At 63.6% G+C, this 15,627-nt stretch carries 10 protein-coding genes; all 10 read left to right on the forward strand.

From position 1 onward, the window contains the following. Nucleotides 1-25: 25 nt before the first annotated feature. The 10 genes from FIV39_RS22280 to FIV39_RS22325 all read left to right on the forward strand — a co-directional run bounded on the left by FIV39_RS22280 (nucleotide 26) and on the right by FIV39_RS22325 (nucleotide 15,425). Nucleotides 26-2,596 carry a PKD domain-containing protein gene (locus FIV39_RS22280; protein WP_090403475.1) on the forward strand — a complete coding sequence of 857 codons (2,571 nt, stop codon included), beginning with the start codon at nucleotides 26-28 and terminating at the stop codon, nucleotides 2,594-2,596. A 186-nt stretch (nucleotides 2,597-2,782) separates the two neighbouring features. Further along, nucleotides 2,783-3,742, forward strand: a complete 960-nt coding sequence (locus tag FIV39_RS22285) for an AAA family ATPase (RefSeq protein ID WP_017739127.1) — start codon at nucleotides 2,783-2,785, stop codon at nucleotides 3,740-3,742. A 5-nt stretch (nucleotides 3,743-3,747) separates the two neighbouring features. Then, nucleotides 3,748-4,680, forward strand: coding sequence for a DUF58 domain-containing protein (locus tag FIV39_RS22290; protein ID WP_090403473.1), 933 nt, complete (start codon nucleotides 3,748-3,750; stop codon nucleotides 4,678-4,680). Then, the gene (locus FIV39_RS22295; RefSeq protein ID WP_090403471.1) at nucleotides 4,677-5,171 is read left to right on the forward strand and encodes a DUF4381 domain-containing protein; all 495 of its coding nucleotides are present in this window, start codon (nucleotides 4,677-4,679) and stop codon (nucleotides 5,169-5,171) included. Before FIV39_RS22290 ends, FIV39_RS22295 begins: the two co-directional genes overlap by 4 nt. Beyond that, nucleotides 5,164-6,252, forward strand: a complete 1,089-nt coding sequence (locus FIV39_RS22300) for a vWA domain-containing protein (RefSeq protein WP_090403469.1) — start codon at nucleotides 5,164-5,166, stop codon at nucleotides 6,250-6,252. Before FIV39_RS22295 ends, FIV39_RS22300 begins: the two co-directional genes overlap by 8 nt. Next, nucleotides 6,249-7,988, forward strand: coding sequence for a tetratricopeptide repeat protein (locus FIV39_RS22305; RefSeq protein ID WP_090403467.1), 1,740 nt, complete (start codon nucleotides 6,249-6,251; stop codon nucleotides 7,986-7,988). Before FIV39_RS22300 ends, FIV39_RS22305 begins: the two co-directional genes overlap by 4 nt. Further along, complete coding sequence (locus tag FIV39_RS22310; RefSeq protein WP_090403465.1) at nucleotides 7,985-9,625, forward strand: BatD family protein; 1,641 nt, start codon at nucleotides 7,985-7,987, stop codon at nucleotides 9,623-9,625. Before FIV39_RS22305 ends, FIV39_RS22310 begins: the two co-directional genes overlap by 4 nt. A 336-nt stretch (nucleotides 9,626-9,961) precedes the next feature. Next, nucleotides 9,962-11,200 (forward strand): exonuclease SbcCD subunit D C-terminal domain-containing protein, encoded by a 1,239-nt coding sequence (locus FIV39_RS22315; RefSeq protein ID WP_090403463.1) that lies wholly within the window; start codon nucleotides 9,962-9,964, stop codon nucleotides 11,198-11,200. Continuing rightward, on the forward strand, nucleotides 11,197-14,835 hold the full coding sequence (locus FIV39_RS22320) for an SbcC/MukB-like Walker B domain-containing protein (protein ID WP_090403461.1): 3,639 nt from the start codon (nucleotides 11,197-11,199) through the stop codon (nucleotides 14,833-14,835). Before FIV39_RS22315 ends, FIV39_RS22320 begins: the two co-directional genes overlap by 4 nt. Further along, nucleotides 14,832-15,425 carry a glutathione S-transferase gene (locus tag FIV39_RS22325; RefSeq protein ID WP_090403458.1) on the forward strand — a complete coding sequence of 198 codons (594 nt, stop codon included), beginning with the start codon at nucleotides 14,832-14,834 and terminating at the stop codon, nucleotides 15,423-15,425. The genes FIV39_RS22320 and FIV39_RS22325 overlap by 4 nt, the downstream gene beginning before the upstream one ends. Nucleotides 15,426-15,627: the final 202 nt, after the last annotated feature.

Raw genomic sequence — 15,627 nt, forward strand, 5'->3', positions numbered from 1 at the left:
CACAGTGACTGCACGGGTGTCTTCGATGAAACTCATCAGCAAGCTTCTGGCTATTGGCCTATTGGCCACCGCTTCATCAGTGCTGTCGGCACCCGTGGCCGACAGGGACTATTCACACTTGATCCTGCTGATCAAGGACGACGGATCCAGATCGCGAAACTTTCAGGACAATATCGACCCCTCAAGCACGTTCCAACACCGCGTGCCCAACATCAAGCCGCTGGTGCCCCCCACCATGGCCCGCACGCAAGAGAATGTTCAAGCCCTGCAACGGCATCGGCTGGACCGCTACTACATCATCGATACGCGCCACCTGGCTCCCGAACAGGCTCAAGCATTGGCCGCGCAACTCAAGCAAGACCCCGCCATAGAAGACGTCGACTTTGAACCGAGAGTGGACGGCATGCACAACGACAAGGCCGAACCCGTCGAGCAAAGCCCGCGCAACAGTATTCCGGACTACACCCAACGCCAGAATTATCTGTTTGGGCCGCAAGCCGTAGCGCCCTACAAAATCGGCGGTGTAAATGCCGTACAAGCGTGGAAAGTGCCCGGTGGCAAGGGCGAGAATATGCGGGTGATCTCTTCGGAGATTGATCATTGGTCCTATGATCATGTGGACTTGCCCAAACCTTTTCTGGAAGTCAGCGACAGTGCCATACCCGGCAACCATGACACTGCCAGCGTCGGCACTATCAGTTCAAAGGCGAATGGGTTTGGCACCACCGGCATCGTACCTTCCGCACAACTGGGCTATATGCAATATGGCACTGAACGGTTGATGCAAACGGCCGAGCACCTCAGGGCGGGCGATGTGGTGCAATTAGGGGTGCACTTCGGGTACGCGACAATTCCCGGGGTAGGGTGCGCTTTCGACTGTTTTATGCCCCTTGAGTACAGCCGGCCGGTACGCGACATCATTACCTACCTGACCGAAGAAAGAGGCGTGCACGTCGTACTCGCCGCGGCGAACGGCAATATCAATCTGGATCACCCCTTCTTTAACGGCTGGTTTGATCGGCATAAATTCGACTCCGGCAGTATTTATGCCGGAGCGGTTGAGCCCAAATCCGGGATGAAAGCGTGGTTTTCCCAATTTGGTCACCGCGTGGATCTGTTCAGTTGGGGCGGCTCCGTCAGCACGACCACCTGGAGCGCCGCCAACCCAACCACGGGTTATACCCACACGTACAGCGGCACCTCCTCGGCCAACCCAATCATTGCCGGGGTAGTGGCGTCGTTACAAGGTGTCGCACGGGCCCACGGTTTGGGCAACATTGCGCCCAAGCGACTGCGCGAGATCCTGGTGGAAACAGGCTACCCACAGGCCGACGGCAATAGCACCCAAATCGGTGTGCAGCCAGACCTGGACGCCGCCATCAAGAAACTTCTCGCCGATGGCGTCGGCCAGCCGCCCACCGGCCGCCTTGCGCTTCCCGAGGAGGTGAAATCGGGAGAGGCCTTCAGCGCCCATGTCTACGCCGAGTCGCCCGCCCAGAAACCGCTGAGTTTTCTCTGGTGGGCACCCACCTTGAGCCCTCCGGAAGGGACGTCGCAAACCATGCAATTCAATACACACGTCGTGCCCGTGGACACCCCGACCTCGATTTCCGTTGATGTGTCCGATGGCACGAACACCCTGCGCCTGACCGAAAGCCTCATCCTCAAGGCACCTGATACCCCGCCGATCGGCGACTGCGCCGCGCCCTGGGTCGTGAATAAAGCGTACGCCTCCGTCAGCGAAAAAGTGTCCTACAGCGGCTACAACTACCGAGTGGCGCACTGGTCGCAAAACGCGCGACCCGATCTGAATTTTGTCGAAACAGGCGCCGCCAAACCCTGGTTGCGCCTGGGCACCTGCGGCGGCGGACAACTCGTCGCCAGGATCACCGGGCCATCCAGTGTCGAAGCCGGCAAGGGGGTGCTGTTGTCGGGGGTCTCGTCGAGCGGTCAAGGCCTGCGCTTTGCCTGGGCGGCCAATGGCTTCAACCCGTCTTCATCGCCTCAGGCATCCAGCACGTTCATTGCGCCGACTACCACCGGCATACGCAGTATTACGCTGACGGTGACAGACACGCATGGCGTGACGGCAACCACCAGCCACAGCCTGACGGTGACCGCTGGCACACCCACCAACCGCCCCCCCGTGGGCAACCTGCAGGGCAACGAGACGGTCGAATCGGGCAAAACCGTGAACTACATCGCCAGCGCCAGCGATCCGGATGGCGACCCCATGACCTACGCCTGGACGCTTGGAGACGGCCTCACCGCCGCCATCCGCAATACCCGCAGCGTCAGCGTGACCGCAAGCCCTGTCAGCAGCGACACCCGCACGACGATCAGTGTCGCCGTCAGTGACGGGCGCGGCGGTGTACTGCGCCGGGATAAACAGATCACCGTTAAAGCAGCGCCGGGCTCAGGCAATTGCGAGGGGATTGCGCCCTGGTCGGCCACAAAGATCTATTCGACCTACGCAGAGTCGGTCTCGTATAGCGGCAAGATCTACAAACAGAACTTCTACAACCTCAACAAACCGCCAGACGTCAACTCTGCCGCCTTCGGCAAGGAATGGCAGCAGGGGGTGCCTTGCCCTTGAAACGACGGGGGTGAGCGGTGCAGTCCGCTCACCCCATTTGTGCGTCCCAGACAAAATTCCTACAAGTTTTGCTAAAAATACCCCGCGCGCCGTTAGTCGCCACCCCCCGCCATGCATTAAAGTAGCTGCCCCAGACTGTCGTTTGTTACATGACGCACAGGCTTATCTCTCCAGGAACCGTCATCGATGGAACATCGTGAAGCGCTGCTTGCGCTGCGAACCTTTCTTTCTACGCAGATTCTCGGCCAGGAAAAACTTATCGATCGCCTGCTGATCGCCCTGCTCGCCGACGGCCATATGCTGGTCGAAGGCGCACCGGGCCTGGCCAAGACCAAGGCCATCAAAGAGCTGGCCGAAGGTATCGAAGCGCAGTTCCATCGTATTCAGTTCACCCCCGACCTGTTGCCCGCCGACATCACCGGCACCGAGATCTATCGCCCGGAAACCGGCAGCTTCGTGTTCCAGCAAGGGCCGATCTTCCACAACCTGGTGCTGGCGGACGAGATCAACCGCGCCCCGGCCAAGGTGCAGTCGGCCCTGCTGGAGGCCATGGCCGAGCGCCAGGTCAGCGTTGGGCGCAGCACCTACGAACTGTCCCCACTGTTTTTGGTGATGGCCACGCAGAACCCCATCGAGCAGGAAGGCACTTACCCGCTGCCCGAGGCCCAGCTCGACCGTTTCCTGATGCACGTCAAGATCGGTTTCCCCGACGCTGCCGTCGAACGGCGCATCCTGCAACAGGCGCGTGGCGAAGCGTTGAATGGCGAAACCAAGCCCGAGCGCCGCGTCAGCCAGCAGGCGATCTTCGCCGCACGCAAGGAAATCCTCGGCCTGTACATGGCCGATGCGGTGGAGGAATACCTGGTGCAACTGGTGATGGCCACGCGCACCCCGGCCAAGTTCGATCCCGAGATGGCCGAGTGGATCGCCTACGGCGCCAGCCCACGTGGCTCCATCGCCCTCGACCGCTGCGCGCGTGCCCATGCCTGGTTGGCCGGGCGCGACTTTGTCAGCCCGGAAGACATCCAGGCCGTGCTGTTCGACGTGCTGCGCCATCGCATCATCCTGTCGTTCGAAGCCGAAGCGGCCGGGATTGACCAGGATCGCGTGGTGCAACGCATTCTCGACGTCGTTGCCGTCGCTTGAAGTCGATGAATGCCAGCGATGGTGTGCGCGTCACGCTCAGCGAATTGATTGAGATGCGCCACCGCGTGCGCGAAGTGCAGCTGTTTTCGACGCCCAGCCAGCGCAGCCCGCTGATCGGCCTGCACCATTCCAAGCTGCGCGGGCGCGGCGTCGACTTCGACCAGGTGCGCGTGTACCAGGCCGGCGACGATGTGCGCACCATCGACTGGCGCGTGACCGCGCGCACCCAGGAGCCGCACACCAAGCTGTTCCACGAAGAGCGCGAACGCCCGATTTTCATCATGGTGGAGCAAAGCTGCCGACTGTTCTTCGGCTCGGGGCAGATGTTCAAGTCCGTGCTCGCGGCCCAGGCGGCGAGCCTGATCGGGTGGGCGGCCCTGGGGCATAACGACCGGGTCGGCGGGCTGGTGTTCGGTGACAGCGAGCACTACGAAATCAAACCCCGGCGCAGCAAACAAAGCCTGCTGCAACTGCTTAACCGCCTGGTGCGCGTCAACCAGAGCCTCGACACCGAAAGCCGCCCCGAAGCCGACGCCCTGGGCATGGCCCTGCGCCGTGGTCGCGAAGTGCTGCGCCCCGGCAGCCTGGTGATTGTGATCTGCGACGAGCGCGCCCTCACCGAAGGCGCCGAACAGCAACTGAGCCTGCTGTCACGCCACTGCGATTTGCTGCTGTTGCCAGTCTCCGACCCACTGGACCACGCCCTGCCCGCCGCCGGGCTGCTGCGTTTCGCGCAGCGCGGCGCGCAGTTGGAACTGGATACGCTGAACGTCGACTTGCGCCAAGCCTACAAGGCCCAGGCCGAAGCGCGCATCGCCCGCTGGGAACTGCTCGCACAAAAACTGCGGGTATTGCTGATGCCCTTGAGCACCCAGAGTGAGATGGTCGAGCAACTGCGCGAATACCTCAACCCGCAACGCCCGGCCAAAAAACAATGAGCAGCCTCGACCAACTGCAACCGCTGATCGCCCCGCCGACCATCGGCTTCTGGCCACCCGCGCCGGGCTGGTGGCTGTTGCTGCTGGTGATTCCGCTGATCGGTTGGGGGTTATGGTCACTTCGGCGCTTGCTGCCCACCCGACGCCCCCTGGCGCGCGCCGAACAACCGCTGGACCCACTGCGCATCGCCGCCCTGGCCGAATTGGCGCTGATGCCCAAACCCTACGACGGCGCGCCCGCCGGTGCCTGGCTGCAACAACTCAACGGCCTGCTCAAGCGCCTGTGCCGTAACGACTACCCCTACAGCCAGAGCCACACCCTCAATGGCCGCAAATGGCTGGCATTCCTCGACAACCGTTGCCCGGCTGCCGGCCTCACGCGCTGGATGGTGCTGGTGGAAGGTGCCTACAAACCCGAATGCAAACTCGACGACAAAGCCATCGCCGGCCTGACCCAAGCGGTCGACACCTGGATTCGCAAACATGTTTGAGTTCGCCTGGCCGTGGATCTTCGTCCTGTTGCCCTTGCCCTGGTTGATGCGCTTGATCCTGCCGGCGGCCGACAGCGGCGAGCCCGCCCTTAAAGTCAGCTACCTCGGCGATCTCGAAAGCCTGGCCCGCCGCCGTGCGCGGGTGAACCTGCCGGGCTGGCGTCAACAGGCGCCCTTCGTGGTGCTGTGGCTGTTGCTGTTGACCGCCGCCGCGCGCCCGGAATGGCTGGGCGAGCCACTGCCGATTGCCGCCAGTGGCCGCGACTTGCTGGTGGCGGTGGACGTGTCCGGCTCGATGGATTTTCCCGACATGCACTGGCAGGACGAAGACGTGAGCCGCCTGAACCTGGTCAAACACCTGCTCGGTGACTTCCTTGAAGGCCGCGAAGGCGACCGCGTGGGCTTGATCCTGTTCGGCAGCCAGGCCTACCTCCAGGCGCCGCTGACCTTTGACCGCCGTACCGTGCGCACCTGGCTGGATGAAGCGCGCATTGGCATTGCCGGCAAAAACACCGCGATTGGCGATGCCATTGGCCTGGCGCTCAAACGCCTGCGCCAGCGGCCTGCGCAAAGCCGCGTACTGATCCTGGTCACCGATGGCGCCAATAACGCCGGGCAGATCGACCCGCTGACCGCCGCGCGCCTGGCGGCCGAAGAAGGCGTGAAGATCTACCCCATCGGCATCGGTGCCGACCCTGAGCAAACCGGCTCCCTGGGCATCCTCGGCGTCAACCCGAGCCTTGACCTCGATGAGCCGGCGCTCAAGGCCATCGCTGAAGCCACCGGAGGCCAGTACTTCCGTGCCCGCGATGGCGAGGAGCTGGAAGCGATCAAGCAAACCCTGGACCAACTTGAGCCCGTCGAACAGCAACCCACCCAGGCGCGCCCGGCGCAGGCGCTGTACAGCGGACCACTGGCCCTGGCGCTGATCCTGAGCATGTTGCTGGTGATCCAGGAACGCTGGCCGAACAACGCCTTGCAACGCGGGTTCAACAAACTGTCGAGCAAGGGGATCTTCCTGCAACAGCACCCCGAATGGCGCCAGCGCCTTAAACGCCTGCGTTTGCGGAGGCGTCGATGATCGATCTCTGGCCGCACTGGTTCCGCCCCTGGTGGCTGTTGCTGCTGCCGCTGCTCGGCTGGTTGCTGTGGCAGCTGTGGCACCGGCAAAAACGCGCCGGACGCTGGCAGATGATCCTGCCGCCGGCCTTCCACGCCGTGCTGCTCAGCGGCGGCAACGGGCGCGAGAGCAAATCACCGTGGGTGTTGCTGGGCCTCGCCTGGCTGTTGGCGGTGCTGGCGTTGCTGGGTCCCAGCTGGCAGCGGGTTGAACAAACCAGCCAGAAACCCTCCGACCCGTTGGTGGTGCTGCTCGAACTGACCCCGCAAATGCTCGCCACCGACAGCCCGCCCAACCGCCTCGAACAGGCACGGCGCAAGCTCTATGACCTGTTGCAGGCGCGCACCGATGCGCAAACCGCCATCGTCGTGTATGCCGGCAGCGCCCACACCCTGGTGCCGCTGTCGGACGACCTGGCCACCAGCCGCAACCTGCTCGAAGCCCTGCGCCCCTCGATCATGCCCGAGCCCGGCCACCGCGCCGACCTGGCCGTGGAGAAAGCCCTGGACCTGCTCAAGCACGGCGGCCTGGGCCAGGGTCGCCTGCTGCTGGTCGGCTCATCGCTGTCCAAACAGGAACGCCAGGGCATTCGCCTGCTGCTGCAAAGCAACCAGGCGCCGAGCCTGTCAATCCTCGGCATCGGCAGCCGTGAAGGCACGCCGGTGACCCAGGAAAGCGGCGAATTCCTCAAGGATGAACAAGGCGCGATCCTCGTGCCACGCCTCGACAGCCCGACACTCAAGGCCTTCGCCAGCGAAATGGGCGGCCGTTACCGCGCCGCACGCCTGGACGATAAAGACCTGCGCCAGCTCGGCGTGCTGGACCCGCCGCAAGCGCTGCGCAACGACGGCCAGTTACTGCACCTCGACACTTGGGCCGACCAGGGTTACTGGTTGCTGCTGCCACTGTTGCTGCTCGCCGCCTGCGCCGGGCGGCGCGGCTGGTTGTTCTTTTTACCGCTGCTGCTGTTGGGCGCGCCGCAACCCAGCTACGCCTTTGAATTCCAGGATTTGTGGCTGCGGCCGGACCAGCAAGGCCAATACCTGCTGAAGAAAAAACGCCCCGCCGAAGCCGCCGAACATTTCGAGGATGCCCAATGGCAAGGCGTCGCCCTGTACGAGGCCGGCAACTATGCCGAGGCCATCAAGCGGTTTGCCCAGGGCAATGACGCCTATTCCCACTACAATCGCGGCAACGCCCTGGCCAAGTCCGGTGAACTCGAAGCGGCCATCGACGCCTACGAACAAGCCCTGGAAGCCCAGCCCGACCTGCAACCGGCGCTGAAAAACAAGGCCCTGTTAGAAGCCCTGATCCAGGAACAGGCCGAGCCTGAGCCTGAACAGCCGGCAAAAAACGAGGATGACGAAACCACCCAACCCGGCCAAACTGCGCAACCGGGCGCCACTGGGCAAAAAGCCACAGGTGGCGAGCAGTCGTCCCAGGGCCAGGGCGAAGCCGGCAGCGGCGACACCCAGGCCGGCACCCCGCCGCAAGCCGGCGGTAACGAAGTACCGGGCAGCGAATTGGGCGATGAGCAAACCACCACCCCGCCGCTGCGTCCCACCGACGCCAACCTCGACGGTGAACACCGCCAGGCCCTGGAACAATGGCTGCAGGAGATCCCGGACAACCCCGGCGAACTGCTGCGACGTAAATTCTGGTACGAACAGCAACAGCATCAGGACAAGACTCGATGAGCCGCCGCACCACCCTTCTGCTTCTGCTCGCGTTGTCGGCAGGCCACGCCCAGGCGGCGAACCTGGTCGCCAGCGTCGACCGCAACCGCCTCAATTCCGGGGAAACGGTGGAACTGACGGTGGAATCCAGCGATGTCACCCAGTTCGGCAAGCCTGACCTGTCGCCCCTGGATGCGCAGTTCGAAGTCAGCGGCACGCGCCAACTCAACCAACTCACCACGCTGGGTGGCGATAACCACGCGACCACGCGCTGGATCATTACCCTGCTGCCCAAGGAAAACGGCACGGTGGTGATTCCGCCGCTGCAAGTGGGTGAGTACGCGACCCAGCCGATCAGCCTGCAAGTGCTGGAGACCACCAGCCAGGACACCAACGCCGAGCTGGCCCCGGTGTTTATCGAAGCCAACCTCGACCAGACCAGCGTGTACGTCCAGGCCCAGGCATTGTTGACCGTGCGCGTGTACCACTCGGTGTCGCTGTACGACGACAGCAGCTTGACGCCGTTACAGATCCCCGATGCCCGTGTCGAACAGTTGGGCGAGTCGCGCACTTATGAAAAGGTCATCAACAGCATCCGCCATGGCGTGATCGAAACCCGCTACGCGATCTATCCGCAACACAGTGGCCCGCTGGAGATTCCGACGCAGACATTCAGCGCCACGCTGGTGGAGTCGCGCCCGCCCCAGGAAAACACGCTGCAAGGCACCAAGCCCGGCAAACTGATCCACGTGAGTTCGGCGGCGCTGCCATTGGTGGTCAAGCCCAAGCCGGCGCTGTACCCCGTCGATACGCCCTGGTTGCCGGCCCGTAGCCTCACCCTCACCGAGAACTGGGCCCCGGAGCCTGAGCATGTACAAGTCGGCGACTCCCTGACCCGCAGCCTGACCGTCAAGGCCGAGGGGCTGTCCAGCGCCCAACTGCCAGCCCTGCCCAGCACCGACATCAACGGCCTGCGCCGCTACCCGGACCAGCCGGTGCTCGGCAACCAGACCAGCGACCGTGGCCTGATCGGCAGTCGCGAAGACCGCGAGGCGCTGGTGCCCAACCGGGTCGGCGCCCTGGAACTGCCTGCCGTTGAAGTGGTGTGGTGGAACACCCACGAGGACCATCTAGAACGCACCAGCCTACCCGCCCGCACCTTGCAAGTGGCCAACAACCCCAGCCTGGCGGTGGATACGCCCGCCACGCCGACCATCATCACCGCACCGGACGACAGTCGCCTGTGGCTGTGGCAACTCAGCACACTCATCCTCGCCTGCACCACCCTGCTGGGCTTCGGCCTATGGTGGCGCGCCCGCTGGCAGCCGGCGGTCCTGCGTGCCGCGCAAACCGGCCCGAGCCCACGCACCCTGCTCGACGACCTCAAGCGCGCGACCCAGGCCAACGACCCCCAGGCCACCCGCCAGGCGCTGGATGCCTGGGCGCGGCAACAGCCGGAAACGTTGGCGGACATGGCGGCGCGGTTCGTGCCGTTGTCGGATGCGTTGGACGGGCTCAATGGCGCGCTGTACAGCGAGAGCGGTCAGTACTGGCTGGGTGAAGAGCTGTGGCGCGCGGTCAAAGCCATCCCGATGGCCGAGCGCGAGCAGGACCCGGCGACGGATACCACCAGCTTGCCGCCGCTGTATCCCAAGTAACCCCCGCTGCATCCCCGACACGCCACACATCAAAATGTGGGAGGGGCGGCGCGACGATTCGACTTGCCCCCAATGGCGGTGGGTCAGCCAGCTTATCTATAACTGCTCCGCCGCGATCGGGGCATAGGTATCAACACAACGTTGGCTCGACGCTGAATGCCCGGCAGATAGGGCTGTTGTGGCCACAGGGAGATGGGTCAGGGTCTGCAAAGTTGTGTAGATACCCATGGCCATCGGGGGTAAGCCTCCTCCCACCTTGGATCTGCGTCGTCTGGAGCAGCGCGTTCGCAATACAGGTAAACTCCCCTCCTTTTCATCTTCTCCACGGAGTTCGCCTTGCGTCTGTTTCACACCTCCGACTGGCACTTGGGCCAAAACCTCCACGGCCAGGAACGCGACTTCGAACACGCCTGCTTCCTCGAGTGGCTGCTGCGCCAGATCGCTGCCCAGCAACCCGATGTGCTGTTGATCGCCGGCGACATCTTCGACACGGTCAACCCGCCGCTCAAGGCCCAGGAGCGGCTGTATGACTTCATCATCAGCGCCCACGAACAAAACCCGAAGCTGACCATCGTGATGATCGCCGGCAACCACGATTCCGGCTCACGGATCGAACTGCCCGCGCCGTTGATGCGCCGTTTGCGTACCCATGCGCTGGGCCGCGTGCTGTGGCTGGACGATGGCCAGTTGGACGCCGAGCGCCTGCTGATCCCTCTGCCGGATGCCAAGGGCAAGGTCGCGGGCTGGTGCCTGGCGCTGCCGTTCCTGCGCCCGGCGGAAGTTACCGGTGCGCACCTGGGTGACGACTACCTGCACGGTATCGGCCAGGTCCATGAATGGCTGATCGCGGCGGCTAACGCCAAACGCAAAAAAGGCCAGGCGCTGATTGCTATCAGCCATGCACACATGGCCGGTGGCTCGGTGTCGGAAGACTCCGAGCGCAGCCTGATCATCGGCAACGCTGAGGCACTGCCGGCGAAACTGTTCGACAAAAGTGTCGGCTATGTGGCCCTCGGCCATTTGCACAAGCCGCAAAAGGTCAATGGCGAAGAGCGCATTCGCTACAGTGGCTCGCCGATTCCGCTGTCGTTTTCCGAAATCGGCTACAAGCACCAGATTCTCGACGTGATGTTCCAAGGCGAACGACTGGTCAGCGTAGAGCCGATCCTGATCCCGCGTTCGGTCAACCTGCAACGCCTGGAAGCCGCGCCCCTGGCCGACATCCTCAAGGCCCTGGCGGAGTTGCCCGACATCGACCTGCTCGCCGAAACCCAGCGCCACCCCTGGCTGGAAGTGCGCGTACGCCTCGACGAGCCGCAACCCGACCTGCGCCAACAGATCGAATCCGCCCTGCAAGGCAAGGCCGTGCGCCTGGTGCGCATCGCCGCCGAGTACGCGGGCAAACGCGGCGAAGACACTCACGATGGGCGCCTGATCGAACTCGACCAGCTCACGCCCCAGGAGCTGTTCAGCCGCGCCTGGCAGGACAGCTACGGCAGTGAAGTGGATGAACAGACCTTGAAGGATTTCGCCGTGCTGCTCCAGGAAGTGCAACAGGAGGGTGAACAGCCATGAAGATCCTCGCCATCCGCCTGAAAAACCTCGCGTCCCTGGCCGGCCCGTTCGAGATCGACTTCACCGCCGAGCCCTTGGCCAGTGCCGGGCTGTTCGCGATTACCGGGCCGACCGGCGCCGGTAAGAGCACCCTGCTGGATGCCCTGTGCCTGGCGCTGTTTGGGGCGGTGCCACGCCTGGGCGATACCGGCCAGGCCAAAATGCCGGATGCCGACAGCGATATTTCCATCGGCGACCCACGCACCCTGATCCGTCGCGGCACCGGTGGCGGTTATGCCGAAGTGGATTTTGTCGGTGTCAGTGGCCGTCGCTACCGGGCGCGCTGGGAAGCCAATCGCGCCCGCGACAAGGCCAGCGGCAAGTTGCAGAACAGTCGGCAAAGCCTTATCGACCTGGACAGCGACCAACTGCTGGCCAGCCAGAAGACCGAATACAAGACCCAGCTGGAGTTGGCCCTGGGCCTGAACTTCGAGCAGTTCACCCGCGCCGTGTTGCTGGCCCAGAGCGAGTTCAGCGCTTTTCTCAAGGCCAACGACAACGAACGCAGCGAACTGCTGGAAAAGCTCACCGACACCGCGCTCTACACCCAGCTAGGCCGCCGTGCGTTTGACAAGGCCAAGGACGCCAAGGACACGCACAAACACCTGCAGGACCAGGCCACCGGCGTGGTGCCCCTGGCCCCTGAAACGCGCGCCGAACTGGATCAGCAATTCGACGCGGCCCAGCAGCAGCTCAAGACCCAGCAGGCCCAGCTCAAGCAGTTGGAATTGCAGCACACCTGGCTCAAGGAACTGCGCGAGTGGCAGGACCGCCAGCGCAGTGCCACCGAAGACTTGCAGCGAGCACAAGCGGAGTGGGACCACCAGGCCACGCAGCGCCAGGACCTGAGCCGCCTCGACCAACTGGCACCGCAACGCCATCAGTTTGCACGCAGGGCGGAACTCCTCACCTTGCTGACGCCGTTGGCCGCGCAGATTCAGGCGCACATCGAGCAACAGGCCGAGTTGCATACCCGCCAGGCACAGGCCCAACAACAGCAGGCAGCCGCCCAGGCCGCATTGGCCGAAGCCCTCAAGGCCCAGGGCGACGCCGTGCCGTTGCTGCGCCAGGCCTTCGAAGCGCAAAGCACCCTCGCCCACCTGACCAAAGACCTGGCCAAGCGCACCGAGGACAAACAGCAGCAAGAAAGCGCCTGCGCCGAAGGCCAGACGCTGCTCAAGGGCTTACAGGACAAGCACACCCACGTTGCCGAGCGCCTGCAACGCCTGGCCGCCGAGCTTGAGCGCAGCAGCGCCCTCGCCCCGCTCAGCGAGGCCTGGAGCGCCTACCGCGACCGCCTGCAACAGCTGATGCTGATCGGCAATCGCCTGAAGAAAGGCCAGGCCGAACTGCCACAACTGGAACAGCGCGCCACGAGCGCCGCAGACAAGTTCGCCCAGCAACGTGACGCGCTGGACCTGCTGTATCAGGAAGCCGGTGCCGAGCCGCACGCCGTGGCCGAGCAGATCCAGCTGCTGGCCAGCCTGCTGCAAGACAATCGCAAGCAGCAACGCGCCTTCGAAGACCTGACTCGCCTGTGGGACAGCCAACAGCAGTTGGATCAGCAAGCCGCGGCCCTGACGCAAAAACTCGCCGACGCCCAGCAGCAGCGCGAGCAACTGAACCAGACCGGCCTGCAAACCAAAGCTGAACTCACCGTTGCCGAACAGACCCTGGCGGTGACCAAGCAACTGCTGGAACGCCAGCGCCTGGCCCGCAGCGCCAGCGTCGAGGAATTGCGCGAACAATTACAGGATGGCCAGCCCTGCCCGGTGTGCGGCAGCCATGAACACCCGTATCACCAGCCCGAAGCCCTGCTGCACAGCCTCGGTCGCCACGACGACAACGAAGAGGCCACGGCGCAGAAAGCCGTCGATACCCTCAAGGAAAAACTCACCGAGCTGCGCGGTGAAGTCGGCGGCCTGATCGCCCAGCAAAAAGAATTCCTGCAACAACAGGAACACCTGGTCACCCAACAGCAGGCGCTCCAGCCCAGCCTGGATGCGCACCCGCTGTCGGCCTCGTTGTTCAATCAGGACGCAACCAAACGCAGCCATTGGTTGGCCCAGCAACTCAACCAACTGACCCAAAGCATCACCCAGGACGAACAACGCCAGGGCGCCCTGCTCAACCTGCAACAAAACGCCGGGCGCTTGCAGCAACAACTGCAAGCCGCCCAGGACGCGAGCCAGCAGGCGCGCCAATTGCTGGTGGACCAGCAGCGCGAGCTGTCCAACGACCGCGAACGTCTCGACGAAGAACTCAACGCCTTCGCCAGCCTGCTGCCCGCCGAGACCCTGGAAGGCTTGCGCAGCGAACCCGCCGCGACCTTTATGCAATTGGACCAGCAGGTCAGCCAGCGCCTTGAGCAGCTTGGCCATCAGCATGATGAGCTGGCCGAGCAGCAGGAACGCCAGCAGGCCATCGAGAAAGAACACACGCACCAGCAGCATCGCCAACAGCAGCTCGACGTGTTGCATCAGCAGGTCACCGAGTTGAGCGCCCAGCAGCAGGCCGCCCAGGCGACACTCACCGCGCTGTTGGGCGAGCACGCCAGCGCCGAACACTGGCAGCAGCAGCTGGAACAGGCCGTGGTGCAGTCACGCCAGAGCGAGGCAGGCGCCAACCAGCAGTTGCAGGACATCCGCAACCAACTGATCCAATTGGCCGCCGACCTCAAGGCCCAGCAGGAGCGCCAGCAATCCTTCGAAGCCGAACAGCACACCCTCGATGCCCGCACCCACGAATGGCGCGCCCTGCACCCCGAGTTGGATGACGAGGGCCTGGCGCGTCTGCTGGCTTTCGATGACGCGCAGATCACCGCGCTGCGCCAGCATCTGCACAGCAGCGAAAAAGCCGTTGAGCAAGCCAAGGTGTTACTGCAAGAGCGCGAACAACGCCTCGCCGACCACCTGGCCCTGCACAACGGCAACCTGGACGCCCAACAACTCGATGACGCCCTGGCCGCGCTCAATCAACAATTGGCCGAAGGCGAAAAGCAATGCGCCGAACTGCGCGCGCGCCAGTCCGAGGACCAGCGTCGCCAGGACGCCAACAGTGCGCTAGCCGAGCAGATCGCCAAGGCCTATGAAGAGTGGCAACGCTGGGCGCGCCTGAACGCGCTGATCGGCTCGGCCACCGGCGATACTTTCCGCAAGATCGCCCAGGCCTACAACCTCGACCTGCTGGTGCACCACGCCAACGTGCAGTTGCGCCAACTGGTCCGCCGCTACCGCCTCAAGCGTGGCGGCAGCATGTTGGGGCTGTTGGTGATGGACACAGAGATGGGCGATGAACTGCGCTCGGTGCACTCGTTGTCCGGCGGCGAGACGTTCCTGGTGTCGTTGGCGCTGGCCTTGGGCCTGGCGTCGATGGCGTCGAGCACGCTGAAGATCGAATCGCTGTTTATCGACGAAGGTTTCGGCAGCCTCGACCCCGAGTCCCTGCAATTGGCAATGGACGCCCTCGACGGGTTGCAGGCCCAGGGGCGCAAAGTGGCGGTGATCTCCCACGTGCAGGAAATGCACGAACGCATCCCGGTGCAGATCCAGGTCAAGCGCCAGGGCAATGGCCTGAGCACCCTGGAGGTGAAGTGAGCGAGGCGCTGCTGTACTCGTTCCGGCGCTGCCCCTATGCAATGCGCGCACGCCTGGCGCTGCGCTACTCGGGGGTCGCGGTGCGCATCGTCGAGGTGAGCCTCAAGGCCAAGCCGGCCGAGATGCTGGCGCTGTCGCCCAAGGGGACGGTGCCGGTATTGAGTGTGGCGGGCGAGGTCATCGATGAGAGCCTGGCGATCATGCAATGGGCCTTGGCCCGGCACGACCCGGATGACTGGTTGTTGCAGGGCGATCCGTCGGTGCTGGCACTGATCGCCGAGAACGATTCAACCTTCAAACATCATTTGAATCGATACAAGTACGCCGAACGCTACCCCGAGCAGCCGATGGAACATTATCGGACGCAAGGTGAAGTGTTCTTGCAGAAGCTGGAAGGTTTGCTGGCAGAGAATGGCTACTTGCTGGCCGACCACTTGAGCCTGGCCGATATGGCACTGGCGCCGTTTGTGCGCCAGTTTGCCCATGTGGATCGCGAGTGGTTTGCTACGACGCCGTATCGGCGCTTGCATGTGTGGTTAGAGCAGTTTCTGAAGTCGCCGCTTTTTACCGCAGTGATGGCCAAACCCTGAGCCCTACGCAAATCACAATGTGGGAGGGGGCTTACCGTATCGACACGCTGTTGTAGCTGCCACCGCTAACCACGATGCGAAGCGAGCCGCCCTTGATCTTGCTTTAGATCTTGATCTTGATCTCAGGCGCCCCGTTAAACCACGCTGGCCGGAATTCGATAGTGATTTGGGGGGTAAACCGGCAGGGATGCCGGTTTAGCCG

The organism is Pseudomonas grimontii, assembly GCF_007858185.1.
In the GTDB taxonomy this organism is placed as follows: Bacteria; Pseudomonadota; Gammaproteobacteria; order Pseudomonadales; family Pseudomonadaceae; genus Aquipseudomonas; species Aquipseudomonas grimontii.

Excerpts from the sequence above, each read along its gene's own strand:
- FIV39_RS22280 (WP_090403475.1), top strand. The coding sequence starts at position 26 with ATGAAACTCATCAGCAAGCTTCTGGCTATTGGCCTATTGGCCACCGCT.
- FIV39_RS22285 (WP_017739127.1), top strand. The coding sequence starts at position 2,783 with ATGGAACATCGTGAAGCGCTGCTTGCGCTGCGAACCTTTCTTTCTACG.
- FIV39_RS22290 (WP_090403473.1), top strand. The coding sequence starts at position 3,748 with ATGAATGCCAGCGATGGTGTGCGCGTCACGCTCAGCGAATTGATTGAG.
- FIV39_RS22295 (WP_090403471.1), top strand. The coding sequence starts at position 4,677 with ATGAGCAGCCTCGACCAACTGCAACCGCTGATCGCCCCGCCGACCATC.
- FIV39_RS22300 (WP_090403469.1), top strand. The coding sequence starts at position 5,164 with ATGTTTGAGTTCGCCTGGCCGTGGATCTTCGTCCTGTTGCCCTTGCCC.
- FIV39_RS22305 (WP_090403467.1), top strand. The coding sequence starts at position 6,249 with ATGATCGATCTCTGGCCGCACTGGTTCCGCCCCTGGTGGCTGTTGCTG.
- FIV39_RS22310 (WP_090403465.1), top strand. The coding sequence starts at position 7,985 with ATGAGCCGCCGCACCACCCTTCTGCTTCTGCTCGCGTTGTCGGCAGGC.
- FIV39_RS22320 (WP_090403461.1), top strand. The coding sequence starts at position 11,197 with ATGAAGATCCTCGCCATCCGCCTGAAAAACCTCGCGTCCCTGGCCGGC.